The 25,631-nt window shown below is 62.7% G+C and carries 26 protein-coding genes and 1 pseudogene; 14 read left to right on the top strand and 13 right to left on the bottom strand.

Annotated elements, in window-relative coordinates:
• The first annotated feature begins 99 nt into the window (after window positions 1–99).
• Window positions 100–531 (top strand): PAS domain S-box protein, encoded by a 432-nt coding sequence (locus FQ705_RS08730; protein ID WP_144139709.1) that lies wholly within the window; start codon window positions 100–102, stop codon window positions 529–531.
• 25 nt (window positions 532–556) lie between these two features.
• Here the strand turns inward: FQ705_RS08730 and FQ705_RS08725 are convergent, their stop codons facing one another.
• The 3 genes from FQ705_RS08725 to FQ705_RS08715 all read right to left on the bottom strand — a co-directional run bounded on the left by FQ705_RS08725 (window position 557) and on the right by FQ705_RS08715 (window position 2,724).
• Window positions 557–1,090 carry a GNAT family N-acetyltransferase gene (locus FQ705_RS08725; protein WP_144139705.1) on the bottom strand — a complete coding sequence of 178 codons (534 nt, stop codon included), beginning with the start codon at window positions 1,088–1,090 and terminating at the stop codon, window positions 557–559.
• A 76-nt stretch (window positions 1,091–1,166) separates the two neighbouring features.
• Entirely contained in the window at window positions 1,167–1,757 is a 591-nt protein-coding gene (locus tag FQ705_RS08720) for a hypothetical protein (protein WP_144139703.1), read from the bottom strand.
• 184 nt (window positions 1,758–1,941) lie between these two features.
• Window positions 1,942–2,724: a phytanoyl-CoA dioxygenase family protein gene (locus tag FQ705_RS08715; RefSeq protein WP_144139700.1), complete on the bottom strand. Its 783-nt coding sequence runs from the start codon at window positions 2,722–2,724 to the stop codon at window positions 1,942–1,944.
• Between the two features lie 221 nt (window positions 2,725–2,945).
• Here FQ705_RS08715 and FQ705_RS08710 point away from each other — a divergent pair, with 221 nt between their 5' ends.
• Window positions 2,946–4,781 carry an ABC transporter ATP-binding protein gene (locus tag FQ705_RS08710; RefSeq protein ID WP_144139697.1) on the top strand — a complete coding sequence of 612 codons (1,836 nt, stop codon included), beginning with the start codon at window positions 2,946–2,948 and terminating at the stop codon, window positions 4,779–4,781.
• Between the two features lie 67 nt (window positions 4,782–4,848).
• Here FQ705_RS08710 and FQ705_RS08705 read toward each other — a convergent pair whose 3' ends face one another.
• Window positions 4,849–5,211, bottom strand: coding sequence for a translation initiation factor Sui1 (locus FQ705_RS08705; protein WP_144139695.1), 363 nt, complete (start codon window positions 5,209–5,211; stop codon window positions 4,849–4,851).
• Window positions 5,212–5,342: 131 nt separating this feature from the next.
• Between FQ705_RS08705 and FQ705_RS34445 the strand changes: the two genes are divergently transcribed.
• The 4 genes from FQ705_RS34445 (at window position 5,343) to FQ705_RS08690 (ending at window position 7,690) form a co-directional block, all read left to right on the top strand.
• Complete coding sequence (locus FQ705_RS34445; RefSeq protein ID WP_260854422.1) at window positions 5,343–5,474, top strand: hypothetical protein; 132 nt, start codon at window positions 5,343–5,345, stop codon at window positions 5,472–5,474.
• An 80-nt stretch (window positions 5,475–5,554) separates the two neighbouring features.
• Complete coding sequence (locus tag FQ705_RS08700; RefSeq protein ID WP_144139692.1) at window positions 5,555–6,616, top strand: catalase family peroxidase; 1,062 nt, start codon at window positions 5,555–5,557, stop codon at window positions 6,614–6,616.
• Complete coding sequence (locus tag FQ705_RS08695) at window positions 6,613–7,146, top strand: cytochrome b (protein ID WP_144139689.1); 534 nt, start codon at window positions 6,613–6,615, stop codon at window positions 7,144–7,146. Before FQ705_RS08700 ends, FQ705_RS08695 begins: the two co-directional genes overlap by 4 nt.
• Window positions 7,147–7,288: 142 nt before the next feature.
• Window positions 7,289–7,690, top strand: coding sequence for a hypothetical protein (locus tag FQ705_RS08690; protein ID WP_144139686.1), 402 nt, complete (start codon window positions 7,289–7,291; stop codon window positions 7,688–7,690).
• Window positions 7,691–7,709: 19 nt separating this feature from the next.
• Here the strand turns inward: FQ705_RS08690 and FQ705_RS08685 are convergent, their stop codons facing one another.
• Entirely contained in the window at window positions 7,710–8,165 is a 456-nt protein-coding gene (locus tag FQ705_RS08685; RefSeq protein ID WP_144139683.1) for a hypothetical protein, read from the bottom strand.
• A gap of 105 nt (window positions 8,166–8,270) precedes the next feature.
• Complete coding sequence (locus FQ705_RS08680; protein WP_144139680.1) at window positions 8,271–9,362, bottom strand: FUSC family protein; 1,092 nt, start codon at window positions 9,360–9,362, stop codon at window positions 8,271–8,273.
• On the opposite strand from FQ705_RS08680, the gene FQ705_RS08675 reads away from it, so the two are divergent.
• The 6 genes and pseudogenes from FQ705_RS08675 to FQ705_RS08650 all read left to right on the top strand — a co-directional run bounded on the left by FQ705_RS08675 (window position 9,270) and on the right by FQ705_RS08650 (window position 14,132).
• Complete coding sequence (locus tag FQ705_RS08675; RefSeq protein WP_144139678.1) at window positions 9,270–9,488, top strand: hypothetical protein; 219 nt, start codon at window positions 9,270–9,272, stop codon at window positions 9,486–9,488. The two genes, FQ705_RS08680 and FQ705_RS08675, sit on opposite strands and share 93 nt — an antisense overlap.
• 189 nt (window positions 9,489–9,677) lie before the next feature.
• A pseudogene (locus tag FQ705_RS08670) lies at window positions 9,678–9,827 on the top strand (LysR family transcriptional regulator); the annotation flags it as partial.
• A gap of 23 nt (window positions 9,828–9,850) precedes the next feature.
• Complete coding sequence (locus tag FQ705_RS08665) at window positions 9,851–10,741, top strand: LysR family transcriptional regulator (RefSeq protein WP_144139675.1); 891 nt, start codon at window positions 9,851–9,853, stop codon at window positions 10,739–10,741.
• Window positions 10,742–10,850: 109 nt separating this feature from the next.
• On the top strand, window positions 10,851–12,017 hold the full coding sequence (locus FQ705_RS08660; protein WP_144139672.1) for a CaiB/BaiF CoA transferase family protein: 1,167 nt from the start codon (window positions 10,851–10,853) through the stop codon (window positions 12,015–12,017).
• The gene (locus tag FQ705_RS08655) at window positions 12,014–12,778 is read left to right on the top strand and encodes an enoyl-CoA hydratase (RefSeq protein WP_144139668.1); all 765 of its coding nucleotides are present in this window, start codon (window positions 12,014–12,016) and stop codon (window positions 12,776–12,778) included. Before FQ705_RS08660 ends, FQ705_RS08655 begins: the two co-directional genes overlap by 4 nt.
• Before the next feature lie 28 nt (window positions 12,779–12,806).
• Window positions 12,807–14,132 carry an MFS transporter gene (locus tag FQ705_RS08650; protein WP_144139665.1) on the top strand — a complete coding sequence of 442 codons (1,326 nt, stop codon included), beginning with the start codon at window positions 12,807–12,809 and terminating at the stop codon, window positions 14,130–14,132.
• A gap of 29 nt (window positions 14,133–14,161) precedes the next feature.
• On the opposite strand, the gene FQ705_RS08645 is transcribed toward FQ705_RS08650, so the two are convergent.
• From FQ705_RS08645 to FQ705_RS08630, 4 genes are all read right to left on the bottom strand, one after another.
• Window positions 14,162–15,853, bottom strand: coding sequence for a purple acid phosphatase family protein (locus FQ705_RS08645; protein ID WP_144139662.1), 1,692 nt, complete (start codon window positions 15,851–15,853; stop codon window positions 14,162–14,164).
• 313 nt (window positions 15,854–16,166) lie between these two features.
• The gene (locus FQ705_RS08640) at window positions 16,167–16,391 is read right to left on the bottom strand and encodes a hypothetical protein (protein WP_144139659.1); all 225 of its coding nucleotides are present in this window, start codon (window positions 16,389–16,391) and stop codon (window positions 16,167–16,169) included.
• A gap of 152 nt (window positions 16,392–16,543) precedes the next feature.
• The gene (locus FQ705_RS08635) at window positions 16,544–16,963 is read right to left on the bottom strand and encodes a hypothetical protein (RefSeq protein WP_144139656.1); all 420 of its coding nucleotides are present in this window, start codon (window positions 16,961–16,963) and stop codon (window positions 16,544–16,546) included.
• A gap of 31 nt (window positions 16,964–16,994) precedes the next feature.
• Window positions 16,995–18,929, bottom strand: a complete 1,935-nt coding sequence (locus tag FQ705_RS08630; RefSeq protein ID WP_144139653.1) for a putative bifunctional diguanylate cyclase/phosphodiesterase — start codon at window positions 18,927–18,929, stop codon at window positions 16,995–16,997.
• Window positions 18,930–19,259: 330 nt separating this feature from the next.
• On the opposite strand from FQ705_RS08630, the gene FQ705_RS08625 reads away from it, so the two are divergent.
• A complete protein-coding gene (locus tag FQ705_RS08625) occupies window positions 19,260–19,736 on the top strand; it encodes an OsmC family protein (protein ID WP_144139650.1) in 477 nt (158 codons plus the stop codon).
• Between the two features lie 4 nt (window positions 19,737–19,740).
• Here the strand turns inward: FQ705_RS08625 and FQ705_RS08620 are convergent, their stop codons facing one another.
• Window positions 19,741–21,672, bottom strand: a complete 1,932-nt coding sequence (locus FQ705_RS08620) for a TonB-dependent receptor domain-containing protein (protein WP_144139648.1) — start codon at window positions 21,670–21,672, stop codon at window positions 19,741–19,743.
• A gap of 111 nt (window positions 21,673–21,783) precedes the next feature.
• Window positions 21,784–24,075, bottom strand: coding sequence for a 5-methyltetrahydropteroyltriglutamate--homocysteine S-methyltransferase (metE, locus tag FQ705_RS08615; protein ID WP_144139645.1), 2,292 nt, complete (start codon window positions 24,073–24,075; stop codon window positions 21,784–21,786).
• Window positions 24,076–24,533: 458 nt separating this feature from the next.
• Here metE and FQ705_RS08610 point away from each other — a divergent pair, with 458 nt between their 5' ends.
• Window positions 24,534–25,259 (top strand): CPBP family intramembrane glutamic endopeptidase, encoded by a 726-nt coding sequence (locus FQ705_RS08610; protein WP_260854421.1) that lies wholly within the window; start codon window positions 24,534–24,536, stop codon window positions 25,257–25,259.
• A gap of 45 nt (window positions 25,260–25,304) precedes the next feature.
• Here FQ705_RS08610 and FQ705_RS08605 read toward each other — a convergent pair whose 3' ends face one another.
• A complete protein-coding gene (locus FQ705_RS08605; RefSeq protein ID WP_144139639.1) occupies window positions 25,305–25,616 on the bottom strand; it encodes a hypothetical protein in 312 nt (103 codons plus the stop codon).
• Window positions 25,617–25,631 lie beyond the last annotated feature (15 nt).

Here is a 25,631-nt window from a genome sequence, read left to right as displayed (position 1 = left end):
AGCACGGGTTGTCGAGCGTTGACCTGCGAAGACGGCGCCACGCGTGGCGCCGTCTTCCATTCCATCTCAAGCCACTGTGGATTTAAATTCGGGGGAGCCATGCAGAGCGCAATCGACTTCCAGCAACTCGCCAACGCGATTGGCGACGCCATCATCATCTCCGATGCGGCCGGCAGCATCACCTTCTGGAATCCCGCTGCCCAGCGCATGTTCGGCTTCACATCCGACGAAGCGCTCGGCCAGTCGCTCGATCTGATCATTCCCGAGCGTTTGCGCGGCCGTCATTGGGACGGGTATCACAAGACCATGGCAACCGGCGAGACTCGCTACGGCAACGACGTGCTGCGCGTTCCCGCCGTAGACAAGGACGGCCGCTCGATGTCGATTGCGTTCACCGTCGCGTTGCTGCATTCGCCGCAACAGGAACTGACCGCCATCGTCGCGGTGATTCGCGATGAGACCAGCCGGTTTCAGGAGGATCGTCTGTTGCGCAAGCGTTTGGCGGAACTGGAGGCGTCGGCAGGGGCGTGAGCGGCTGGCGGCGATGGGCGCCGGCTCAACTCGCTTCGCGCGCTGCTGGCTCGTCGTGCTCGTCGGCCAGCAGCGCCCACCGCTCGTGATCGCGCCATTGGCCGTTGATACGCAAATAACCGCGTGAAAAGCCTTCTTTCTGAAAGCCCAAGCGGCGCACCAGAGCGACAGACGCCGTATTCTCGGGCTGGATGTTGGCCTCGATCCGATGCAACCCAAGCTCCTGGAACCCGTACGCGATGGCTGCACGCACGGCACCTGTCATCAGGCCGCGGCGGCTGAAGCCCGCCATGCCGTAGTAGCCGAGATACGCGTTCTGAAAAATGCCGCCCACGATCTCGCTGAAATTGACGACGCCCGCCACCTGGTCAGAGACCGCCTCGCGCGCGACCATGCCGACGTTGGGCCCCGTCAGACAGCGCGCGAACCAGCTGTCGAAGCCCGCCTGATCGGTAAACGATGTGACCCAAGGCAGGTGATAGTCCTGACTCGCGCGATTCGCGGCGATCAGATCGGCCGCGTCGGCGCGGGTCACACGGCTCAGTCGAACAGTACTCATGCGGTCTCTATCAGGCAGTGGCGGCCCGCTGCCCAGCAATTGATGGAGCGCGAAAGATACCGCAATTACACTAGCTTCACGAACCCTGGGCGCGCTCGATGACACCGACCGCCAGCTCGCGCGCGAGGTCTGCGTACAACTCGGCCCATTTGCCCAGCAGGCTGGCGTCGTCGGTTAGGAACAGCGGGTGTTCGGCCCACGCGCTGACATCCGCACCTTTCCAGGCGACCTCGAATATCCGCAGGTCCTCGTCCTCGCTCACGCCGACGTCGAGCAGTTCGTGGAACGACGCCAGGTTGCACAGCGAAACGTCCTGAGCGGCGACACCGTGGATCGCGGCCAGCGCCGCGGCGGCGCGCTGGCGCGCGTCCTCGCGGCTGTCGGCGGTCAGGAACACCATGCTTTGACCGCGCGCCGTGCTGACGGAAGCGCGATACAGCGAGGTTCTGCAGCGGTAGCTGAGTTGCGTGCCCATGATCACCTCGTCGACCGGAATCGGTTCTTCAATGTGGCGGATCGCCGGCGCGGCGCTTTTAGGATGTTCGAATTGCCGCCACCGGTTGCGGTGCCTCTCACTGCCCAGGTATACATAAACGGCGCACACGACCAGGCAGGACAGTGCGAGAATTCCGACGCCCACGAGTACAGCAAGATCGTCGCTTGCCATTTGAGGCCCCCTTTAGTCCCGTGCACGCTGATCGGCGCTCATCGTTGGCGTTGCCATGACTTATCGAGCGATGGGACGATACTTTCAGTATCTGACGAGGGTTAGTCCTGAGCAATTGAGCACAGCTCTCTATTGACCAACGTGGCCTGCTGTAGGACGCTATATGGCTACGCTCACACGTCGGTCAGTAAGCGAATTCGAGGTAACTTTCGCCGCCCTGAACCGCGTCGTCGACCTGCGGCATATGCCGAAGCAGCCGCTTTGCCCGTGGACTCAGCGCCGAATACACGGCGCGCGGCACGTCGATATGTACCTCCGGCCTGAAATACCAACTCCTGCTATAGCCGATCACCACCATCGGGCGCGGCGAGTCGGTGTCGTTCGGCGTGCCTCGATGCAGCGCCCTGACGTCGCGAATCATCACGTCGCCCAACTCCATCGGGACGGCTTGCAATGGACGCTGGCCCGACTCGTAGGCTTGCCGCGCTTCCTCGGCGTTCATCCGGTGAGTGCCGATCGTGGTCTCGAACGGGCCGTTCTCGAGCGTCACGTCGCACAGCGGGAAATTCACCGCGAGTTGAAATGAAGGCGTTTCCGGCAGGCCGTCGAACAGCGCGGGGGTGTCGCGGTGCACGTCCTGGTAGGTCGAGCCGCGTAGCGGCGTGTCCGTCGCGAGTTGGCACAGAGTGGGATCGTCGCCCGCCACCCGTTCGACGATAGCGAGCACGTCGGCATCGCAGAAGATGCTTTCGTCCGCAAACAGGCCGGCAAACGGCAGCGTGATGTAGTGCCGGTTGGCGCCGCGTACCGCAGTGGCGTTGTCTTGCAGCCGCTCCGCGAGCAGGTGATCGAATGCCTTGCGCCACCTGGCAAGCGTGGTCTTTGGGAAATGCTGCTTCAGCACGACCATGCCGTCACGCTCGAACGCATTTGCGTAGGCGTCGTGCTCCTCATCCGAATACCGCATTCCGGCGTCTCCTATCGTTTTTTGCAGCGCTTCTGGCAGGTTAGCAACCAAACGGGCGGAGTATCAATTCCGGCGTTCTTGTCCCACACTCTGGCAATCGATCTGAAGCGACGTGAAGGCACGCCGCTTGCGTGAACCGCAAGCCGGACCTCTCAACTGACGCCTGCATTCGCGGGATCGACAGCATGGACGCCCGACTCCATCGATTGGGAGAAGGTGCCATGGATCTCGTGGATGACGGCGATACCAGCCGGGCCGGCCGCGTGCGCAGACGGCGGCGCTCCCGTGCGCTGTCGCGCTACGCAGGGCATCCGATTCGTCTGATCTGGCGTTACGTGGCGCGCCATAAGCTCGCGCATACGGTCGTTCTGTTGAGCGTCGTGGCTGCGGTAGCCTGTGCGCTGGCTTCGCAATACGGCATCCGCAATCTGATCGACTCGCTGCCCACCGGCCGCGCGCATCCGGAGCGCGTGGTGCGGGCATTCGTCGTACTCGTCGCGCTGATCCTCGCCGACAACCTCTTCTGGCGCGTCGCAGGATGGCGCTCGGCGCGCACCTTCGTGGCGGTGACCGGCGATATTCGCCGGGAAATGTTCGACTATCTGGCCGGCCACGCGCCCTCGTTCTTCTCCGACAAACAACCGGGCGTGCTGTCGAGCCGCATCTCCGCCACGGCCAACGCGGTGTACGTGCTGGAAAACACCATCGCATGGACCGCCTTGCCGCCGACGCTGACCGTGGTCGGCGCCATCGTGATGGTGGCAGCCGTCAGTATTCCGATGAGTCTGACGCTGGTCGGCATCTCGGCGGTGCTCGCTTTCTGCCTGTTCCTGCTGGCGCGCCGGGGCACATCGCGGCACGAAGCGTTCGCCAAACAGGCGGCCTCGGTGGACGGCGAGCTTGTCGACGTGATCGGCAATATGGGGCTGGTGCGGGCGTTCAGCGCGGTCTTGACGGAGCGACGGCGGTTCGACGACCATCTCGCCGCCGAGAACAGCGCGCGCAAACGCAGTTTGCTGTACCTCGAAAAGCTGCGGTTGATGCACGCGATCGCGACGTCGATTCTTTCCGCCGGCGTGCTCGGGTGGACCGTCTGGCTGTGGAGCATCGATCGCGCGACGACCGGTGACGTCGTTTTGATCGGCTCGCTCGGGTTCTCGATCCTGCACGGTTCGCGCGACATCGCCGTGGCCTTCGTCGAACTGACCCAGCACGTCGCCCGGCTCGGCGAAGCCTCCGAGACGCTGCTGATCCCGCATGCGATGCCCGAGCCCACCAAAGCCACCCCGCTCGAAATGCGCCACGCCACCGTGGATTTCGAAAACGTGACCTTCGCGTACCCGGGGCGGCGCCCCGTGCTCAGCAGTCTGAATCTGCATATCGAGGCCGGTGAGCGCGTCGGTCTGGTCGGGCCGTCCGGCGCGGGCAAATCGACGGTGCTCGCGCTGCTTCAACACTTCTACGAACCGGGTTCGGGCTGCGTGCGGATTTCGGGCCAGGACATTGCGCACGTGACCGTGCAAAGTTTGCAAGCCGCCATGTCGATCGTTCCACAAGACGTGACGCTGTTGCACCGCTCGCTGCTGGAAAACATTCGCTACGGTTGCCCGGATGCAAACGAGGACGACGTCCGCCGCGCGTGTGAAGACGCGCACTGCCTGGATTTCATCGCGGCGCTACCGGAAGGTCTGAACACGATTGCCGGCGACCGCGGGGCGAAATTGTCTGGCGGGCAACGTCAGCGCATCGCGATTGCACGCGCCATTCTCAAGGATTCGCCGATTCTGCTGCTCGACGAAGCGACCTCGGCGCTCGACACGGGATCGGAAATCGCCATTCAGGCAGCCCTCGACCGGCTGATGAAAAACCGCACGGTCGTGGCCATCGCGCATCGGCTCTCGACGCTGCAAAGCTTCGACCGCATCGTCGTGCTCAATCGCGGCCGAGTCGTTCAGCAAGGCACGCCGGCTGAACTTGCTGCGGTGCCGGGCATCTATCGCGATACGCTCGCGCGGCAGATCCGACGCACACCGCCGCCGCGGCCGGATCTGATGTGAGCGCCTTGCCGCCGCCATGGTCGGCGACGGCACACCCACTGCGCGTACAGGAGAACCGGGCGGCGCCTTAACCTCCGGCCCGCTTGGCGTTGTGGCCATGCTTCCTGAGCGCTTCGATGATCCGCTCGCAATGCTCGCCTTGCACTTCGATAACGCCATCCTTAACCGTCCCGCCGGAACCGCATGCCGTGCGTAACTGCTTGCCCAGCACGGCGAGGGCGAGAGGATCGAGCGCCAGGCCCCTGACGAGCGTGACGCTCTTGCCGCCCCGCCCTTTCGTCTCGCGCGACACGCGCACCACGCCATCGCCCGCCGGTGCTGTCTTTGCCGCTGCCTTGCAAGTACATTGCGCGAGCACTTGCCGGCATTCGGGACACATGCGGCCGCCATCGGTGGAATAGACGAGGCCACCTTTTGAACTGCTTTTCATGATTGGCTTGGTCGAAGACAGTGAGATCGGAAACGCGACGAGTTTAGCAGGCGGGTTGGGACGGTCTTTGCCGACGCCATCCTGAAGAAGTGCAAAAAACAGCGCCGGGGCTTGTTGAGCGGATCGTCCCCATGCGCTGCTCGATCGACACGCGTCTGTTCGCTGCCGGCGGCGAGAAACGCAGCATCATCGGCTACATGCTGCGCAAGAATGGCCGCCACTCGGCAGCGGTGGTGCTCCCCGTAACGCCTGGCATCCACTGAGCACGCTGCGTCGATCGATGGCACTATTGTCGCCACCCTGCTAGATTTCAACTCAACCGAATCAAAGATCGGAGAGATCGATGGCCGACAGACCGACTTCCTCCGCGTCCACCGCCCGTTCGCTGGTACTGATCGCTGTGGTCGTGGTCGCGCTGGTCGCGGCCTTCGCCTACACGGCCGGCTGGCTTTCACCGGGACGCCTGACGCCAGCCAAGATCGTCAACGGGCTGGCGCCGCCGGGCGGCCCGGCGCTCGGCTTCCGGCGTAATCACGCCAAGGGCGTCTGCTTTACCGGCAGCTTCGAATCGAATGGCGCGGCAGCGGCGCTCTCCAAGGCACCGATGCTTGCGGCGGGCTCCTTCCCGGTCACCGGACGTTTCAACCTCGCCACGGCCGACCCCAAAGCGCCGGACGCCACGGTGCGAGTCCGCGGCCTCAGTCTGCGCATCGTCGCGCCGGACGGCAGCGAATGGCGCACGGCCATGATCGACGCGCCCATCTTCGCGGTCTCCACGCCGCAAGCCTTCTATGGCCTGCTGCAGGCCTCGGCCGACAAGAGCGACCCGGACGCCATGAAGAACTTCGCCGCCGCGCATCCGGAGTTCGGCGCGTTCGTCGCGTGGGCCGGCAGCGCGCCATGGACCGGATCGTTCGCACAGGAGCGATACAACAGCCTCAATAGCTTCATCTTTACGAACGCAGCGGGACAGGACCAGGCCGTGCGCTGGTCCTTCGTGCCGGCCGCGCAACCCGAGTCCATCCCGCACGACCAGTTGAAGGCGCGCGGCGACGATTTCCTCGATACGGATATCGTGCAGCGGGTGCAGAGCGGGCCGCAACGATGGACGCTGGTCGTCACGGTCGCCAATCCAGGCGACCCGACGGCGGACCCCACGAAAGCCTGGCCTGACGACCGACGCAAGGTGGAAGCGGGCACGCTGGTGGTCAACGCTATCGAACCCGAGGCCGACGGACCATGCCGCGATCTCAACTTCGATCCCACCGTGTTGCCCTCCGGCATGCACGTATCGGACGATCCGTTTCCCGCCGCGCGCTCAGCCGCCTATGCCGTCTCGTTCGACCGGCGCACCGCCGAGGCCCAGGACTATCCGCGCCACCCGGCAGGAGGAGCCACGCCATGACCCCGATCCACAATCGCTTCACACCGCTGCAGCGGGCGCTTCACTGGATCATGGCGATCTGCATTCTGGCGATGCTGTTCATCGGAGTGGGAATGGTGTCGACCATTGGTCCGGATTATCTTTCGCTGGTCTCGATTCACAAGCCGCTGGGCATCGTGATTCTGGTGCTGGCGCTGATTCGTCTGGTCGTGAGGTTGACGCGCGGTGCGCCGCCGCTACCCGCGTCGATGCCGGAACCGATGAAACTCGCCGCCCATCTCTCGCATCTCGCGTTCTATCTGTTGATGATCGGCCTGCCGCTGATTGGTTGGGGCATGCTGTCGGCGGCGGACTATCCGGTCGTGGTGTTCGGCTTTCATCTGCCGTCGATCCTGCCGCATAGCGATGGTCTGCACACCTTGCTCTGGAACGCGCATCGCATCCTGGCGCTGTGCTTCTTCGCGTTGATCGTGGTTCACCTGGCGGCGGCGCTGCTGCACGCACTAGTCAGGCGCGACGGGGTTTTCCAGGCGATGGCGCCCTGGCGGTAAGGGCAGCGCTCGCGTCTTCGATTGGCGTGCGAAGACGCGAGACGACGGTTCGAAGACGATCGCATCCTGCCGGGCTTTCGCACCCGTTCGGCGAGATGCCTTTAGAATTCAGCACTTCGATCCGACAACCGTGAACGGCGCCATGAAACTTCTTCTTGCATCGACACTCGCCGCGCTTCTGGCGGCCGCGAGTTCGGCCGCGACCGCTCAGACAGCCGGCGGCGATGCGCCCAAACTGCAGTGCGCGATCGGGTATGTCACCGGCGTCGGCGGGTCGACGCAGAGTGTGCGTGAATACCTGGCGACGCCCGACCGCGACAAATACCGCTACGTCGCGGACAACCCGTTCCAATGCAAAATCTCCGACGACGGCCGTGCCTCCGGCTGCACCGGCGTCACGAACCTGAGCCGCGAAGAAGTCAGCGTGTACGACGATATCGACAATGCGATGATGGCCGTGGTGGCTCGCGTGGAACTCGACCATGGGACAAAGTATCCCGTGATCATCGCCGTGCCGCGCACGGCCGTGAAATGCGAGGAGTGAGCGCGCCTGGGTCGTGCGCTTACTGACCGGACACGTGCGATTTGAGAAACGCCACGTAGCCGTTCTGCGTCTTGATGATCTTCCCGGCGCAATCGTCGTAGTCGGAGCCTTGCGCGTTGTCCTGTCCGTACATGCCGCGGCACTGCGCAAAGAGCGTGAGCGTCGCGCCCGAACCTTTCGCTGCGCGGGTCGCCGAAAACGCCACCTTGCCGGAGCGACCTGGCACGTCGGTGTCGATGGCGACCGCATCCGCGTTCGTGATGGCGGTGTCCGAATGCTGCTCGATATAGCGCTTCGTCAATGCCCAGGCCGCGTCGCAATTGGCCGGACCGCAATCGACGGTTGCATTGCGCTGGGCAGCGGCGAGGCCGGTTTCGTTGTGCTGGAATGCCTGAGCTTGCTCCGCCTCTTTTTCCGGCGATGAGCAAGCATTGAGTACAAGCGCAACGAGCGCAAACGCAGCGATCTTTTTCACGAGTCAAATTTCCTGGAGCAAGGTCGAGCGCGATTATAGCTGTGCGTCCGCAGCGCTCGCAGATTCGTCCAGACGGCTGTTTGTCGCGGGATCATGAACCTTGGCTTAGCCACTTCTTCTGGGGCGCAGCGGAAAAATAAAGGTGGCTGCCGCCAGCCCGAGCGTGCCTCCGAGCAGGGTCTCCCACGCGCGTGCGCCGAGCAGCGAAATCGAGTGAACGCCGCCGATCGCCAATGTCACGATCAGCGTGAAAGCGAATGCCGCGCAGGCGATATCGTAGCGATCGGGCAAGGCCATCGCGTAGATGATCATGGCAAGGGCCGCAGCGGCCCACGCCAGCAGCGGCGCATGCTCGACGAGCGGCAAACAGGCCAGGCCAAGGGGCACGCCGACCAGCGTGCCGACAATCCGTCGACGCACCCGCGCCGCCGTGCCGCTCGCGGAGCCGGCGACGACATACGTGCAGGCCGTCACCGCCCATGCCGATTCCTTCAGCCCGATCGTCTCGTTGAGCGCGACGACGATCAGCGCGCCGCCGGCCGCCTGCAGGCCCATGATGAGTTCGGCCGGGAGTCGCCAGCGATCCGGCACGTCGAGCGGCGAAAGCATCGTCACAGCGGGATGTTCAGCCGGACCGCTCAGCACGCGCGGAACGATCGACGCCAGCATCGCGATCAGACCAGCGACGCCGATCGCCGGCAGATCGACCGCGCCCAGATGCGCGCCATAAGCCAGCAGTTGTCCGATGAAAATCTGCGAGCCGATTCCCGCGCCCAGCACGCCGAAGCGCTTCAGGTAGCCGACGAGGAAAGCGCCCGTCACCAGCGTCAATTCGGGGCCGGCTCGGGCAATAGTGTGCAATAGCGGCGAGAGTCCGACGAACATCGCCGCGCCCAATGCGGCGGCGGCGCAGAGGCACGCCAGATCGCGGCTCGACTCGTTGCGTTGGATGCGCGCTTCGGAGACGCTGGCCCAGAGCGCGAAACCTCCCGCCAGCGAGCCGACCGACATGGCGCCGGGCAAGTTGTGTGTGACGTCCTGCAAGGTCCCCAAGGCAGCTGCAATACCGTATGCGGTGACGAGCCGCAGGCCCTTGATCCGGCGATGCGTGCCGGGGTCGATCTGTTCCAGCCAGCTGACGGCTTGGCCGATCTCGCCATGCTTGTCGCCGACGCGGACGTCCGCGATCGGGTCGATTCGATCGAGAGGGGGCGGCTCGCGCCTGTGCCCGTCGGCATCGACGTCGATGTTGTCTTCGTTGAGGACGGTCTTTTGCTTCAGGACGAGGGGATTTGCGCCGAACCGGAGTGTTATCCAGTCTAGTCGGAAAACGGCCGTTCAAGGGGATGCGAGAAAGCTGGCGAGCGCCGGCGCCTGACAATCTGGCAGCGGGAGCCGCGCACCGCTACCCGCGCCCGCGTGCGAGTTGCTGAGCGCGGTTGTCGATCGTGTCGTTCACCGCATGCGCGGAGATTGCGCCAATCGTGTTTCTCGACCTTGTTATCATGATTCTTGATAACGAGCGGCGAGATCGGCACGCTGCGCATCGCCTTCATGTCGTCGGTGCTGCCGAAGCGACCACCGGCGCCGATTCGCAACATGCAAGCGCGCTACCCGCTCATCATGCCCGAACTGAAGGACATGTCGACGCCGGATCGTCTCGTCCTCGACCACCCGGAGTTCCCTTGAAATTCGACACCACCACCGTCCGGCTCATCCTCGCCATCGTGGAAGAAGGCAGCATCTCCCGCGCCGCCGACAAGCTCAGCCTGGCGGTGGCCGCCGCATCGCGGCGCGTCACGGATCTGGAGGAACAACTCGGCGCGAAACTCTTCAAACGCGTCCCGCACGGTGTCGAGGTCACCGAATCCGGCGCCAAGCTGCTGCAATACGTCCGTCAGATCGATAACCTCATCGACCGGCTCGAAGGCGACGCGCAAGCGCTCAATCAGGGTCTCGACGGACGCATCATCATCGGTGCGCCGAAGGCGGTCGTCATCCAGTTTCTGGCTCGCGAGATTTCCGACATTCAGCACAAGTACCCAGGCATCTCGCTCAAGATCGTCGAGGAAAACAGCAAGATCGTGCAGCAACTGCTGCGCGACAAAGTGATCGACGTGGGCATCTATGAAAAGAAAAGCGGCTTCCTCGATTTGCCGAAATCGCCTTACAAGGAAGACCGGCTCGTGCTGATCTATAGCCGTCCGCATTTTCAGTTCCGCGACGAACCCGTCGGAATCGACGCCATTCTCGATCTGCCGATCGTCAGTCTCGGCACAGGTTCGGCGGTGTTGTCGGCGGTGGAGCGCGCGTATCGCAGCCGCGGGCGACTCTTCCCCCGCAATTTCACCGTCAGCGGCTTCGACACCATGCTTGCGATGGTGCGTCACGGGCTCGGCGTCGGCCTCATGCCGCCCGAGGTGCTGCGCAGTTTTCATCCTGAAGCGACGCTTGCGTCGGCGGAACTCGAAGGCGACTGGCATCGGCGCAGCTACGTTCTCTCGTGCGTCGACGGACACGCCCAGGCGCAGACCCTGAACAACGTCGTGACCGAACTGCTCGGCAAATCCGCCTAGTCGATCCGTCTCCTCCGGTTTCGCGAGGCGCGAAACCAGACATGCCCGGCGCATTCTTGCGGCCGCCTTTCCAGTAGGCGACAGTGGGGCACAAAGGAGGAGACACGATATGACCGAATCAAAGCATCTGCCGCTGCAAGGCATCCGCGTGCTGGACGTCAGCCAGGTCATGGCCGGCCCGTTTGCCTGCATGCTACTGGCCGATCTGGGCGCCGACGTCATCAAGGTGGAACCGCTCGAGGGCGACCAGACCCGCGGCGCGATGGGCTTCAAGATGAAAGGCCCCGACAGCATGGGCTTTCTGAACATGAACCGCAACAAGCGTTCGCTCACGCTCGACCTGAAGAGCGAGGCAGGCCGCGAGTTCTTCTACGAACTCGCCAAAACCGCCGACGTGATCGTCGAAAATTACCGGCCCGGCGTCGTGCAGCGTCTTCAAATCGACTACGAAACAATCAAGGCGATCAATCCCAGGATCGTCTACGTCAGCATCTCCGGCTTCGGACAAAGCGGTCCGTGGGCCTCGCGGCCGGGCTTCGATCTGATGGCCCAGGCCATGTCCGGCGTGATGAGCGTGACCGGCTACAAGGGCGGCAAACCCGTCAAGGCAGGCGTGCCGGTGGCTGACATCGGTTGTGCGCTGTTCGCGGTGTACGGTCTGCTGTCGGCCTATATCGGCGCGCAGAAAACCGGCGAGGGGCAGCATATCGACGCCTCGCTGTTCGACTCGGTCATGGCCTTCTCGATCTGGGACATGTCCGAGTACTGGGGCACGGGCGTGCCGCCGGCGCCGCTCGGCACCAGCAACAAGATGAGCGCGCCGTACCAGGCGGTGAAGGCCCGCGACGGCTACTTCGTGATGGGCGCGACCAACCAGAAGCTCTGGACGAAGCTGTGCGAGCTGTTGCAGCGCCCCGATCTGACAAATCATGCCGAGTACGCCACCGTGTCGCTCCGCCTGAAAAATCGCGAGGCGATGATCGAGGTGCTGGAGCAGGAATTCGCGAAACGCGACAGCGCCGACTGGGTCGACGCGATGCTCGCCACCGGCATTCCGGCCGGTCCGATCCTCTCCTACCCCGAAGCATTCGAGAGCGAGCACGCCGCGCATCGCCGCATGTGCATGGAGATCGATCATCCGAATGAAGGCAAGGTCAAGAACATCGGCTTTCCCGTCAAGATGCTGGGTACGCCGCAGACAGTGCGACGTCACCCCCCGCTTCTGGGCGAACACAATGAAGAGATCTTTGCCGAAATCAGAGGGACGAAGCCATGAGCGAACTAGTGAAGCTCACGGTGCATGCGTCGGGCGCGGCAGAAATCGTGATCGACCGGCCCGAGCGGCACAACGCGATGACGCTCGACATGTACGAGTCCCTGCTTGCGCTGATCGCCGAGTGTGAACGCAACCGCGACGTGCGCTGCATCATGTTTCGCGGCGCAGGCGGCAAGTCCTTTATCTCGGGCACCGACATCGCGTATTTCAAGGACTTCCGCAGTGGCCGCGACGGCATTGCCTACGAGGCCTTCGTCGAACGCGTGATCGATACGGTGGAACGTATTGCGATTCCCACGCTGGCCGTCATCGACGGCTGGGCCGTGGGCGGCGGACTCGCCCTCGCCACGGCCTGCGATTTCCGGCTGTGCAGCGACACCTCGCGCTTCGGCGCACCGATCGCGAAGACGCTCTCCAACACGCTGTCGTCGCGCAACATCGCGCGATTACAGGCGGCGCTCGGCACGCCGCGCGTGAAGAAGATGCTGCTGCTCGCCGACTATCTTCCGGCTGGCGAAGTGCTCGCCTGCGGTTTCGTGTACGACGTGTGCGCGTCGGCCTCGCTTCAGGACGCCGCGCATGCCCTCGCCCAGCGACTCATGGCGCTTTCGCCGGTCACGCAAAAGGCGGTGAAGGAAAGCCTGCGTCGCATCGTCGTCGAGCAGCGACTCGATGACGACGATCTGGTCGAAGCCGTCTACGGCAGCGCGAACTTCAGGGATGCCGTAGACGCGTTCACTTCGGGGTCTTCCAAACAATAACAACACAAACAAGTATGTGGAGTGAGACATGAAACGACTGCAGCCCAAGGCGACCACCATGGTCCTCCTGTTGTTGTGCCTGATGTACTTCATCACCTACGTGGATCGAGTCAACATCAGCACCGCCGCCGGGCAATTCAAAACCGAACTCGGGCTGAGCAATACGCAACTCGGCTTCATCTTTTCGGCGTTTGCGTATCCGTACGTCGTGTTCCAGTTCATCGGTGGCTGGGTCAGCGATCGCTTCGGCGCCAAGCGCACCTTGATCGCCTGCGCATTGATCTGGGCCATTGCGACGACATTGACGGGGCTCGCGGGCGGCTTCGGCACGCTCGTCGCTGCGCGCCTGCTGCTCGGTCTCGGTGAGGGCGCCACGTTCCCCGCGTCCACTAGCGCGATGGCTTCGTGGGTGAGACGCGACAAGCGCGGCATGGCGCAGGGCATCACGCACTCATCGGCTCGCCTGGGCAATGCCGTGGCGCCGATGCTGGTGCTTGCGCTCATGACGGCCTTCGATTGGCGCTTCGCTTTTTATCTGCTCGGCGCGCTGAGCTTTGGCTGGCTCGTGCTGTGGTACGTGACGTACACCGAGAAACCCGCAGATCATCCGCGCATCACCGAGAAGGAAATCCAAAGTCTGCCGCCGCCGCGCGTGCGTCCGGTGGAAGCGCCCGGCACCTGGGCCCGTCTATACCGACGCCTGTTGCCCGTCTCCGCCGTCTACTTCTGCTACAACTGGATTCTCTGGCTGATGCTGGACTGGATGCCGCTCTACTTCATGCACAGCTTCCATCTGAACATCAAGAAGGCGGTGATCTTTACGTCGGGCGTGTTCGTCGCCGGCGTGTTCGGGGATCTGGTCGGCGGTCTGGTGAGTGACCGCCTGTTGCGTCGAACCGGCAATCTGAAACTGGCGCGCAGTTATCTCGTCGCGTTCTGCATGACGATGACGGGGCTGTCGCTGATCCCCGTCGTATTGATCCATGATCCGATATATTCGCTGGTGTTCCTCGCTGCCGCGATGTTCTTCAACGAAATGAATGTCGGCCCGATGTGGGCGATTCCGATGGACGTGGCCTACGACCGCTCGGGCACGGCGAGCGGCATCATGAGCGGGACGGGGTTCACAGCGGCGATCGTCAGCCCGGTAGTGGCCGGGTTTGTCGTCGATCGGCTCGGCAACTGGAATGTCACGTTCATGCTGTCGATCGGCGTGATGGCTTGCGGCGTCCTGCTGACTTTCATCATGAAGCCGGATGTGCCGTTCGTCGCTCATCTACGACGCACGACCGGCTCGTCGTTGCCGGAACATGCGGGTCACGAGGCTACGCTCCCGCTAGTCGACAAGCGGTGATTCAAGGGGGCTTCGCGCCCCCCTGAATCTCACGCGCGGCGTTGCTTCTTCAGTTCGATCGTTTCGAACAGTTCATAGTTCTGCGTCGGCGTCTGGTCCGCACCGGGGGCGTGATAGTAGTTCATCGTTATCGTGGTTTCGCCGCCCGCGTGTCCCGGATCGTGGTCGAACACCGCGATGCCGTATCCCGTGCCGGTGTCGCGTTGCGCGGACCAGATCGCGTCCTCCACGGCATCGGCGCCGGCGCGCACGAAAGTGCCTGCCGTGGTGCCCGCTACCGGACGATTGGGGCGCGTGAAAATGCGCGCCTGCGGCAAGCCCGTGCCGATGTCCACGCCATACACGTCCAGCGGCGCGCTGGTGCCGCCACCGCCGAGAATCAGGTGGATCGTGCCGTGGCTCGTATCGAACGTCGACGCCCCCGAGGACACCGCCGACATCACCGGTTTGGGCTGCAGCGTATCGACCGGCCGGCCCGTGGCGACATCGGTGCCCTTGTTGTGATTGCAGCCGCGCACCGGATAGCTGCGCTCGTAATCGTGATCGTGGCCGCATAGCACCAGGTCGACACCATAGCGATCGAACAGCGGCAACCAGGCTTCGCGTAAGCCCTTATCCGAGCCATTGCCGGTCTTCGACGAACTCAGCGCGTCCTGATGCATCTGCACGATGATCCAGTCCACCTCGTCATCGGCGGCTGCGTGACGCAGGGTGTTCTCGAGCCAGCGTGTCTGCTCGCCATCGCTATATCCGCGTACGTACAGCGAGGTGCCCGGCTGGATCGGCGGATTGCCCGTGCTTGCCACGGGAACCAGCGGGCTCGGCCCCGCGACGAATGCAGCCGCATCCTGGTAGACGATGTCGTCCGCGTCGAGCGAGACGAACAGCACCGAGCTCACGCGAAAGCTGTACCAGCGGCCCTGAAAGCGGGTGTGATTGTCGGGCAGCGTATAGCGCGCGAGATACGACGCGAGACCCTGTTCGCCATTGTTGAATTCGAGCTCGTGATTGCCGGGACAGGGCATCCACGGCCGGTTCGATGCCGACGTCTGGCAGTTGTTGCCAAAGTCGCGCCACACTTCCGGCTGTTGCAGCGGATTCAGATTCGCGTAGCAGAGGTCGCCGTTGAGCAAGTGGAACAACGGCTGAAAACGTTCGACGGCCTGCACCGCAAAGCGGCTTTGCGGCGACGACAGGACCCAATTGGTGTTCGGCGTCGCGAGGTCGCCATAGCTCGTAAAGCGAAACGCCGCACGGCCGCGCGGCGCGGTGCGGAAACTCGCGCTGAACGGCTGGCCCGCATTGCTGTCGTTCTCTGCGGTGACTTCGTACTCGTAGGTCGTGTCCGCTTCGAGATCGCGCAGACGGGCATGATAGGTAAACACCACCTCGCCGTTGATGCCGTCCGTGTATGTACTCTGAATACCGTGCACCGTCCGCTTCGCGCCACGCGCGGCGGCGACGCGCACATGCGGATTGACCGCCGGCGCGGGCGATGCCCACGACACGATGACCTCGCGCGTCGGATCGTTGCCCCACGTCAAATGGACCTGTTCCGGTGTGCCATCGGGCGCGCCGTTCGCGGCCCGCGATGCCGATGAGAGCGTGCCCGCCGCCGTCGCGAGACTGGATGCGCCAGCAAACTTCAAGAACCCACGACGCGAGACGATGGAAGCGCCCTGCTCGGTCGGCGAAGCCTTAGCGTTTTTTCTGTTCGACATGTCTGGAGTTTTTGTGGGGATGGAAGGACGCGAGTGCATCGAGCGAACGCCCGAATACACCGCACGAGTCGTCACACAGAAGTACGACTCGTGATCCTAGTCGCGAAGACATGACAGCCGGATGAAAGCGCGTGATGTGACGAAAGCGGCAGACGGCGTGCGAGCGACGCGTCTATGCATTTTGAAGGTCGGGGCGGCGACTGCGAGGGAGGGTGATCCGCTGCGGAAAGTTTCGGGATCGGCCGGATCAGTCGGGATTTGCCGGCGCATGGATTCCGTCATGGGAACCATACGCCCGGCGCTGAACGTGCAATTATGCCTGGGGACTCGTATCGTCGGTGGCCTGGGTGTTGTCGGCGTCTTCCTGTTTCTGGTCGTCTTTCTTCTCGACCATTTCTTCCAGTTTGCCTGCGCCTTCGAAACCGGCGACAGCGGCAAGGCCCTTCGTCAGCAGACCGGCGCCCGGGTCCACTTTCTCAGCAGCTTCCACGGCGGCAAACGCGCCCGCGATCTTTCCTGCTTCGTCCAAGAGTCCCATATCGTGCTCCTCAGAAAAGTGAGCTTGCATCGTCTCACGAACTTAACGGCTTGTCGTCAAATGTAAAACGGCGCATGACGGTTGGCCGCCGTTACAGAGATTACGTTACGCCGACAGCATGATTCGTGTGCTGAATCGACGCGCGTTGGACTTCAGCGTTGAGGCGGTTGCGGATTGTTCGCGGGATTAGTGTCGAAGCGGGATACGCTTCTAATGCCATCCTCACGAATCAGACCGGATAGTTCGGGTTCCAGAGCATCGACGATGGATTTGCCGTAAACCTCGTTGCCGTCGATATAGATCGTGAAGGATTGCAGATACTTCGCCTTTTTCCCGGGATTCTCGATCGTCTGGCGAGTCCATTGATAGAGCGGATAGTTTTCCGTCCCGAGTCGCTCCGCTTCGCTCACGTAATCGGCGAAGGCATCGTACTGACATTTCAGCGTCGCGCGATATCGCCGCAGCAGGTCGGCCAGCGCCGGTTGCGATGCGCACGACGGGTCGCTGCGCAACGCATCGGCCAGCTCGGGCGACACGCCGATTCTCAACTGGAATTGCAAAGTGGATTCCATCCCGACCTCCGTGTCGACCGGCTCGCCGCGCTTACAGCTTGTCCGCCGATTGCGTGGCGAGGCTTTCTTCGATCTGCTCGATCTCGTGGCCTTGCACTGGCTTGCCGAGCAGAAAACCTTGAGCGTGCGTGCAACCGCAGACGCGCACGAAATTCAGCTGCTCTTGCGTTTCAATACCTTCAGCCGTGGTCGGCATGCCGATTTCGCGCGCCAATGCCACGATCCCGCGCACCACCGCCGCCGATTCGCGGCGATGCACCGATTCCTTGACGAATGAACTATCGATCTTGAGCTCATCGAACGAAAAGCGCACCAGCGTCGACATCGTGGAAAAACCGGTGCCGAAATCGTCCAGCGCGAGGCCGATGCCCAACGCGCGCAGTCGCGTGATGTTGCGCCGGGTGACGACGTCGTCGTTGAGTAGCACCGTTTCCGTCACCTCGATGTTCAGACGCGCGGGCGGCAGCCGGGTCTTGCGAAGAATGGCCGAGACGGCCGACGCAAACGATTCTTCGCGCAACTGCACCGGCGAGACGTTCACGGCCACCGTGGCATTGTCGCGCCACGTCACGGCTTCCTTGCAGGATTGCAGCAACGCCCATTCGCCCAATGCGAGGATGAGGCCGGTGCGCTCGGCAGTGGGAATGAATGCGGACGGCGAGAGTTCGCCGCGAGTCGGATGGTTCCAGCGAATCAGTGCCTCGCGGCCACATACGGCGCCGGTGCTGAGGTCGACGATCGGCTGGTACTCCATGCGCAAGCCGCTGTACGACTGCAGCGCGCCTTCCAGGTCGCTGCGCAGCAGGCTCAGACTTTCGTCCGACACGTGCTTGCCGGCATCGAAAATTGCGAAGGCGCTTTTGCCGCTGCGCTTGACTGCGTACAACGCGCGGTCGGCGCAGATCAGCAGTTGCGGGCCGGTTTGCGCGTGTTCGGGATAGAGCGACACGCCCACGCTCGCGCCGATATGCACGCGCGCTTCGCTGAGCGCGAAAGGCCGCGCCAGGACCTTGACGATGCTGTCCGCCAGTAGCCGGACGTCGCGAAGCTCACCGGTGCCGTCGGAAATGGCGACGAACTCGTCGCCCGCCAGGCGCCCGACGAGGTCGCCGCTCGGCAGCACCTCACGCAGGCGCGTTGCCGCTTCCTGAAGAATCTGGTCGCCCGCCGCATGGCCGAGACTGTCGTTGATAGCCTTGAAGCCGTCCAGATCGATCAGCAGCACAGCGAACAGTTGATCCGGACGCAATGCGCCCATTTCCGTGCGCTCCAGCAGAAGTTCGCTGAGGCTCGCGCGGTTGGGCAGCCCCGTGAGACTGTCCTGACGCGCGAGCCGATGGCTCGCTTCGCGCGTCAGCAGCAAGGCGACAGTGTCGCGATTGCTGCGCAGCGCCACGGTGAAAAAGCCGGCGGCGCAGAACGGTGCCTGAAACAGCAGGACGAGCTTGCCTGAGCCCGGCGACAAAGCCGCGCCGAGTCCCAGCAGTCCGAGAATGAAGATGATCTGTAGCAAGACGAGCCGCGGCGTGCCGGCATTGCGTCCCGCCAGACCGCCGACCACGCCCACCGCGCAAACGTTGCCGAGCAAAAAGAGCGTTTGATCCCCGCTGATATTGCACAGCAGCGTGCCGAACCCGAACAGGGCGGCCCACAACAGGCTGGCGAACAGAAACGCGGACGTGGGGGTCGCCTGACCTTGGGCGCTGCGCCGGCAACACAGCCAGATCAGCAATAGACGGAGCGCCAGCAAGGCGACGACGGCCACCGTCCACGCAGCGTAAAGGCTACGGGGGTAGAGGTAGTAGGCGGTGGCGCAGACGCTGATTTCGCAAATCGCGGCGAACACAATCGACGCGGTTCGCGTGAACAGATTCGCAAGTAGTATTTGCCGATTGTCTGCGCTCAGATTCTGAGCGGAGGAGACGACCCACCGGAAAAACGAGGACCTTGGTTCGCTGAAAGCCATGACCTACGCAATTTTGATGGTTGGTGGATCCGGATGGATGCGCCCTGCAATTATTACGTAAACACAAATGGTCAGGTGAATTCCACGTGACAGGTGCCTGAATTACTTCCCGACTCGCGTGACGAGTGGCCCGACGATGTCCCGAGCCGAGTTCAGGTGAGTGACCGTCATCGACCGTGCGAGGCACGCGTTTCACTCGCGACAGGCTGGCGGTCATTACCGCAACATCGATCAAGCAGTTCGTGGAACTCACGGTTGAGCTCGCCCTGTCTGTTCGGTCAGAATGACGACAACCGGATCCGAACGGATTCGACATCCAGGAGAAGTGACGTGGCTTACGGCGAGCACAAGTACAAAGTGTCGGTGCAATGGGATGGCAACAAGGGAAGCGGCACATCGGGATATCGCGACTACGGCCGCGATCACACGATTCGCTCCGGCATTAAGCCCGACATTGCAGGCTCGTCGGACGCTGCGTTCCTTGGCGACGCCGCGCGCTGGAATCCGGAGGATCTGCTGGTGGCGTCGGCGTCCGCCTGTCATCAGCTCTGGTACCTGCATCTGTGCGCCGACGCGGGCATCGTTGTCCTGAGTTACATCGACGAAGCGTCAGGCACGATGCTCGACACCCCTCAGGAAGGACGATTCAAGGAAATCATCTTGCGTCCTCGCGTAACGATTCGTGCGAACGACGATCGGGACCTGGCCGAGAAACTGCACCACGTGGCGCATGAGAAATGCTATATCGCCAACTCGGTGAACTTCCCGATTCGTTGCGAGCCGGGCATCGAGCTGGCGAGTCGCTAAGCGATCAGAACGTATAGGATAGCTTGCCGAATGCCGTACGGCCCAACGAGTTGTAACCGTACGCCGTCACATATTGCCGGTTGAACAGGTTCGACAAGGACGCCGACACGGTGAGATGCGAGTTGACCTTATACGCGGCCCGCAGATCGACTTTGGTGTACGACGGCAAGTAGATCGAATTGAACTGGTCGTCGTAAGTCGATCCGCCGTAGAGCAACGAAACACCTGTGCTCAGCGCGTGCAGATGGAACTCGTCCCATGTGTGATCGACGCTCAGGCTCACGGTCTGACGTGGGCGGCGATTCAGCCAGGTCTGGTCGGTGACGTCTTGCGGATTCAGAATGCCGATCGCCAGACTGACCGGCGTGGACCGGCCGAGCGTGCCCTTGTACGAAAGATCGATGCCCTGAATGTGCGCACGACCTACGTTCACAGGCAGAAAGGTCGTCGAGTCGTACGTGATGAGGTTATGCAAACGCGTGTCGTACACCGCCGCCGTGAAATTGCCGAAAGAAGTGGTGGCATCGAGTGCGGCCTCGACCGTATCGCTGCGCTCCGGCAACAGGTTCGGATTCGCGTAACCGGGGTAGTACAGGTCATTGAAGGTCGGCAGGCGGAACGCGTTGCCGTACGACAGACGCGCGGTGTACACCGGCGAGATGGCATACGCCAGCGCGACATTGCCGGTATTCACCGACTGTCCCTGAACGATCTCGTGGCGACCCGCCACGAAAAGCGTCACAGCGCCAAGCGTGGTCGACTGATGCAAAGAGACCGCGGAATCGTTGCGAGCCGGCAGCCCCGACGGAATATCGACGGGCAGGAAAGCCTGCTCGCGGGAAAAGTCGTACGCGAGCTTGGTCTCGCCGGACAGCGGCAGACTGAAGAGCGTGTGCCCCTGCTCCTGATGCGTCAGCGAGGTCGACGTGCTCAGGCGTGTCGAGTCGATCTGATCGGTCGGAATGGTCGGGTCGTTTGCGTAGAGAAACTGACGATCATTGGCATAGCCGAATGACTGGTCGAACTGCGTCTGCGGCGAGATGTCCAGGTGAAATGCGACACCGGTCGTCAGTTGATGATCGAGTTGCTGGTCCGCGCCGCCTGCGTTGTCGTAAGAGAACGTGGACCGATGGTAAAGCGCGAAGGTCGAAATCGACCAGTTGTCGCGCGCATACCCGAGGCGCGCATCCACATCTTGCGCGTGGTACGGATTGCGTCCGTCTTCGTGGCCGTACGCACCCGGCTGGGTCGCATCGATCCCCGCCGTGTTGTAGTCGTGCAGCCCCAACGAGTAAGTCACACCCGACAACGCTGCAAGCGGACCCGTATTGGAAATACTGCCCGACGTGCGAATTTGCGTGTCGAAAGTCTTGTTCGAGCCGCCGCCCACCGACACCGTCGTCCGGTTCGGCTGGTTCGACGCATGGTTCGTGAAGAGCTGTACGACGCCGCCCACCGCGTCCGCACCGAATGAAGCGGCCGCCGGGCCCGAGATGACCTCGACGCGGTCGAACGCGGAAGTCGGCAGATCGGCCCATACGGCCTGGCCCGTGGTGGCGGAGCCGACGCGAATACCGTCGATGAAAACCGCGACCTGACTGCCGGTCGAACCGCGAATGCTGACGGACGCCGTCGAACCGGGGCCGCCGTTCTGCGAAATCGTGACGCCAGGCAGCGTGGCGAGCGCCTGGGTGATGCCTGGATCGATCGGCGACAAGCGATCGAGATCCGCCTTGCTCAGAACCTGGGTCGAGGCGTACCGTTGATCGAACGACTGTGGCAGATGCTGCGTGTCGCCCGTGACGAGGATATTCGGCAACGTGGCCGCCGGCGGAAGTTGCTCGGGTTGCGGCAAGGACGAATCGTCCGCAGCCTGAGCAATCTGCCATGCCGAAACGGTCAAGGCCGACGTGATGATGAAATGACGAAACTTCATGGTGGAGAGTGACTGAATGCCAGATAGCCGTTGGCACGCGGTGCGCACCAACGTGCAGGTTAAAGAAACCGGTTTTGTCGACGTGGCGCTTCGATTCGCCGCGACAAAGTTTTACTGTCGTTCTGCGTCAGCTTGCGTCGCGAGCTTCTGACGCAGTGCGCCGGCGGCCAACACCATGTTGGTCAAGGCGGCCTCGGTCTCCGGCCACGCGCGAGTCTTCAGGCCGCAGTCGGGATTCACCCAAAGGCGTTCGGCGGGAATCACCTCGCAGGCGCGTTCGAGCAATCGCCGCATCGCGTCGACACTCGGCACACGCGACGAATGCGTGTCATACACGCCTGGGCCAATTCCGTTGGGATAGGCAAACTCGCCGAAACCGTCGAGCAGTTCCATTGAGGACCGCGAGGTTTCAATCGTGATGACGTCCGCATCGAGCGCGGCGATCGACGGCAGAATGTCGTTGAATTCCGAATAACACATATGGGTGTGAATCTGCGTGGCATCGCAGACGCCGCTCGCCGAAATCCTGAACGCCCGGGTCGCCCAATCGAGGTAAGCGGGCCAGTCCGCTTGACGCAGCGGCAGTCCTTCGCGAAAGGCGGATTCATCGATCTGGATGATGCGGATGCCGGCCTTCTCGAGGTCCAGCACTTCGTCGCGAATCACCAGCGCCAGTTGCAGCGCCGTGGTCGAGCGCGGCTGATCATCCCGCACGAACGACCATTCGAGCATTGTAACCGGCCCGGTCAGCACGCCTTTCACGAGCCGCTCGGTCAGAGACTGGGCGTGGCACGCGGCATCCACGATCATGGGCTCGGGCCGGTAGATGTCGCCGTAAATGATCGGCGGCTTGACGCATTGCGAGCCGTAATTCTGGACCCAGCCGTTTTCGGTGAAGGCATATCCCCACAGCTTATCCGCGAAGAACTCGACCATGTCGTTGCGTTCGACTTCGCCGTGCACCAGCACGTCCAGTCCGAGTGCTTCCTGCTTGCGCACCACGGTCGCCGTTTCGGCACGCATCCGTTCGAGATAGTCGAGCGCCCGCAGATCGCCGCGCCGATAGGCCGCGCGAGCTTGCCGGATCGCCGGCGTCTGCGGAAACGAGCCGATCGTCGTAGTGGGCAGGAGCGGCAGTTTGAGCGAATGACGTTGCACGCGACTACGTTCGGCGAACGGACTCCTGCGACTGGCCATCGCGTCGGTCACAGCGGCGACGCGCCGCTGCACCAGCACGTTGAATACCGCACCTGACGCGCGACGCGAGCCGAGTGCGGCATCGGCCGCGGCAAGCGCCGGCTCGGCGGCCGCCGGATCGCGCAACGCCTGCGCCAGCGTGCTGAGCTCCGTGAGCTTTTCCGTTGCGAACGCGAGCCACGACTTGAGTTCGGCGTCGAGCCGCCGCTCGGCAGCCAGCGTGACGGGCACGTGGACTAGCGAGCACGACGGCGCGATCCACAGGCTCTCGCCGCGTTGCGTGTGGAGACGCTCCAGCGAACCCGCGATTTCGCCGAGATCGGCGCGCCAGACGTTGCGTCCGTCGATCACGCCGACCGACAGCACCTTGTCGGCGGGCAGCGCCGAATGCCATGCGTGCAGCTGCTGCGGCGCCCGGACCAGATCGATGTGCACGCCATGCACCGGCAATCCAGCGACGCGCGACGCGTGATCGGCAACCGTGCCGAAATAGGTCGCCAGCAGCACATTGACGCCCTCGTCGCAGAGCACGTTGTAGACGCCGGAAAACGCCTCCAGCCATTCGGCGTCGAGATCGAGGCACAGCGCCGGCTCGTCGAGTTGCACCCACTCGACGCCACGCGCTTTCAGCTTGTCGAGAATGCGCAGATAACGGACAACGAGCTTCGGCAGCAGGGACAGCCGATCGAATCCCGCCGCGCGGCTCTTGGACAGCCACAAATACGTGATCGGGCCGATCAGCACCGGCTTGACCGTGAGCCCCAGCGCGAGCGCTTCGTCGATCTCGTCGAAGAACCAGTCCACGCCGCCGTCGAAGGTGGTCTCGGCGTCGAGTTCCGGCACGAGGTAGTGATAGTTCGTGTCGAACCACTTGGTCATTTCGAGCGCCGATTGCGCCGCATTGCCACGCGCCAGCTCGTGATACTGGGCCAGCGACAGCGTCGCCGGCTCGAAACCGAATCGCTGCGGCAGCGCACCGAGCAAAGCCGTCAGGTTCAGCATCGGGTCGTACCAGGCGAAGTCGCCGACCGCCACGAAATCCAGACCGGCCGCGCGTTGCAGTTCCCAATGGCGCGCGCGTAGCGCCTTGCCGACGCTGCGCAGATAGGTGTCGTCAGACTCGCCGCGCCAGAAAGATTCCTGTGCGAACTTGAGTTCGCGATGCGCGCCGATACGCGGAAAACCAGATATATGTGTGCGGGCCATGCGCCATCCTCGAGTGAATAGCGCGCAGTGTGCGAGGCCCGGTCTCATTCATCAAGCGAGATGTTTTCATCATCGTATGAGCGGTATTCATATTGAATATCGGCGAGTTTGACTGACGAGAGCGATATAGGTAACGTTCGTTTCGTTCTGAGCATGGCCGACGAAACAATAAAAATCGCCGCAAGCAATGTTGTGCAATTCGACAATCCAGCCAATTGCAATCAGGGAAACTGATGAACGACACAAGCGATCCGTTAAAAACAAATCGACTATCGGCGCCTCAAACGCACTCGACCCGCGCACGGATAAAGCGAATCTGGATCGGCAACGAAGGTTTGCGATCGGGATGGTCCGCGCTTCTATTCGTGTTGATCTTCGGGGCGGTGCTGGGCGTTGTGTTGTTCGTCTCTCATCTGTTCCATCACCATCGCCCTGTCGCGACCGAAGTCACGCCTCGCATGATGATTGTCGGTGAACTCGCCTTGATCTTTGCGGGGCTTATCGCAACCAAGGTCATGAGCCTGATCGAGAAGCGCTCGTGGCTCGCTTACGGACTGGCCGCACCACATCGGGCGCGGCACCTTGGACAAGGCGCGTTCTGGGGCGTCGTGATGATGTCGGCGACAATCGCCCTGCTTTGGCTCTGCCACGCCGTGACCATCGAGCGATCTGCCATTCAGATTGGACCGCTCATTCAATTTGCCTTGCTATGGGCGCTCGCGTTCGCGCTCGTTGCCTTGGGCGAAGAAGTGGCGTTTCGAGGTTATGTCTTTTTCCTGCTGGCACGCAGGAACCGACCGGTCAAGGCGGCCCTCATCACGTCCGCCGTTTTCGCGCTCGTGCATTTTGCCAATCCGGCCGAGACAGTCGCCGGCATTCTGGCGGCTGCGGCGGCGGGACTAGTGATCTGCCTGGCGATCTGGCGCACCGGGTCGTTGTGGTGGGCCATGGGTTTTCACGCGGCGTGGGACTGGAGCCAGTCCTTTCTGTTTGGCGTCGCGGATAGCGGCGAACTGGCGGCTGGACACTGGCTGACGAGCCAGCCTCACGGGCCGAGTTGGCTGAGCGGCGGATCGGTCGGTCCGGAAGGCAGCCTGTTGCTGCTTCCTGTCCTGGCTTTGACCGCACTCGTCATCGTTCGCACCTTGCCGGCGAGCGAAGCGGCGCAGACAGCTTTTAAATAATCGATTCGGCGAAACGGGAGCGACTCGGCTCCCGTCGCCGAAAATCTACGATTTGCCTTTGAGCGTGAACGGCGCCAGCAGCTTTTGCACGTCGATCTGCTGGCCTTGAAGCAGAAGCAAACGCGCGTGAAGCACCGTATTTTCGAGCACCAGTTTTGCCGTGCTCAACAGATAGAGCGCGTGAATGTCCGACACCGCCATGTTGCCGGCCTCGACCTGATGATGACGCTCGACGAGGGAACTCATCACCAACCGCCTGAGTTCCTGCTCGCCGAATGGCAGGTCCGCGTAGTCAATCGGGTCGTCGGCTTCGACTTCCCGCAGCATGTCCACCAGCGTTTCCGTGCTCACTTGCATGTGTCGGCTCCACGT

It is taken from the genome of Paraburkholderia sp. BCC1884 (assembly GCF_900996225.1).
Taxonomy (GTDB): domain Bacteria; phylum Pseudomonadota; class Gammaproteobacteria; order Burkholderiales; family Burkholderiaceae; genus Paraburkholderia.
Note: the sequence above shows the minus strand (reverse complement) of the source record. Positions and strands in the feature narration are given on the sequence as shown.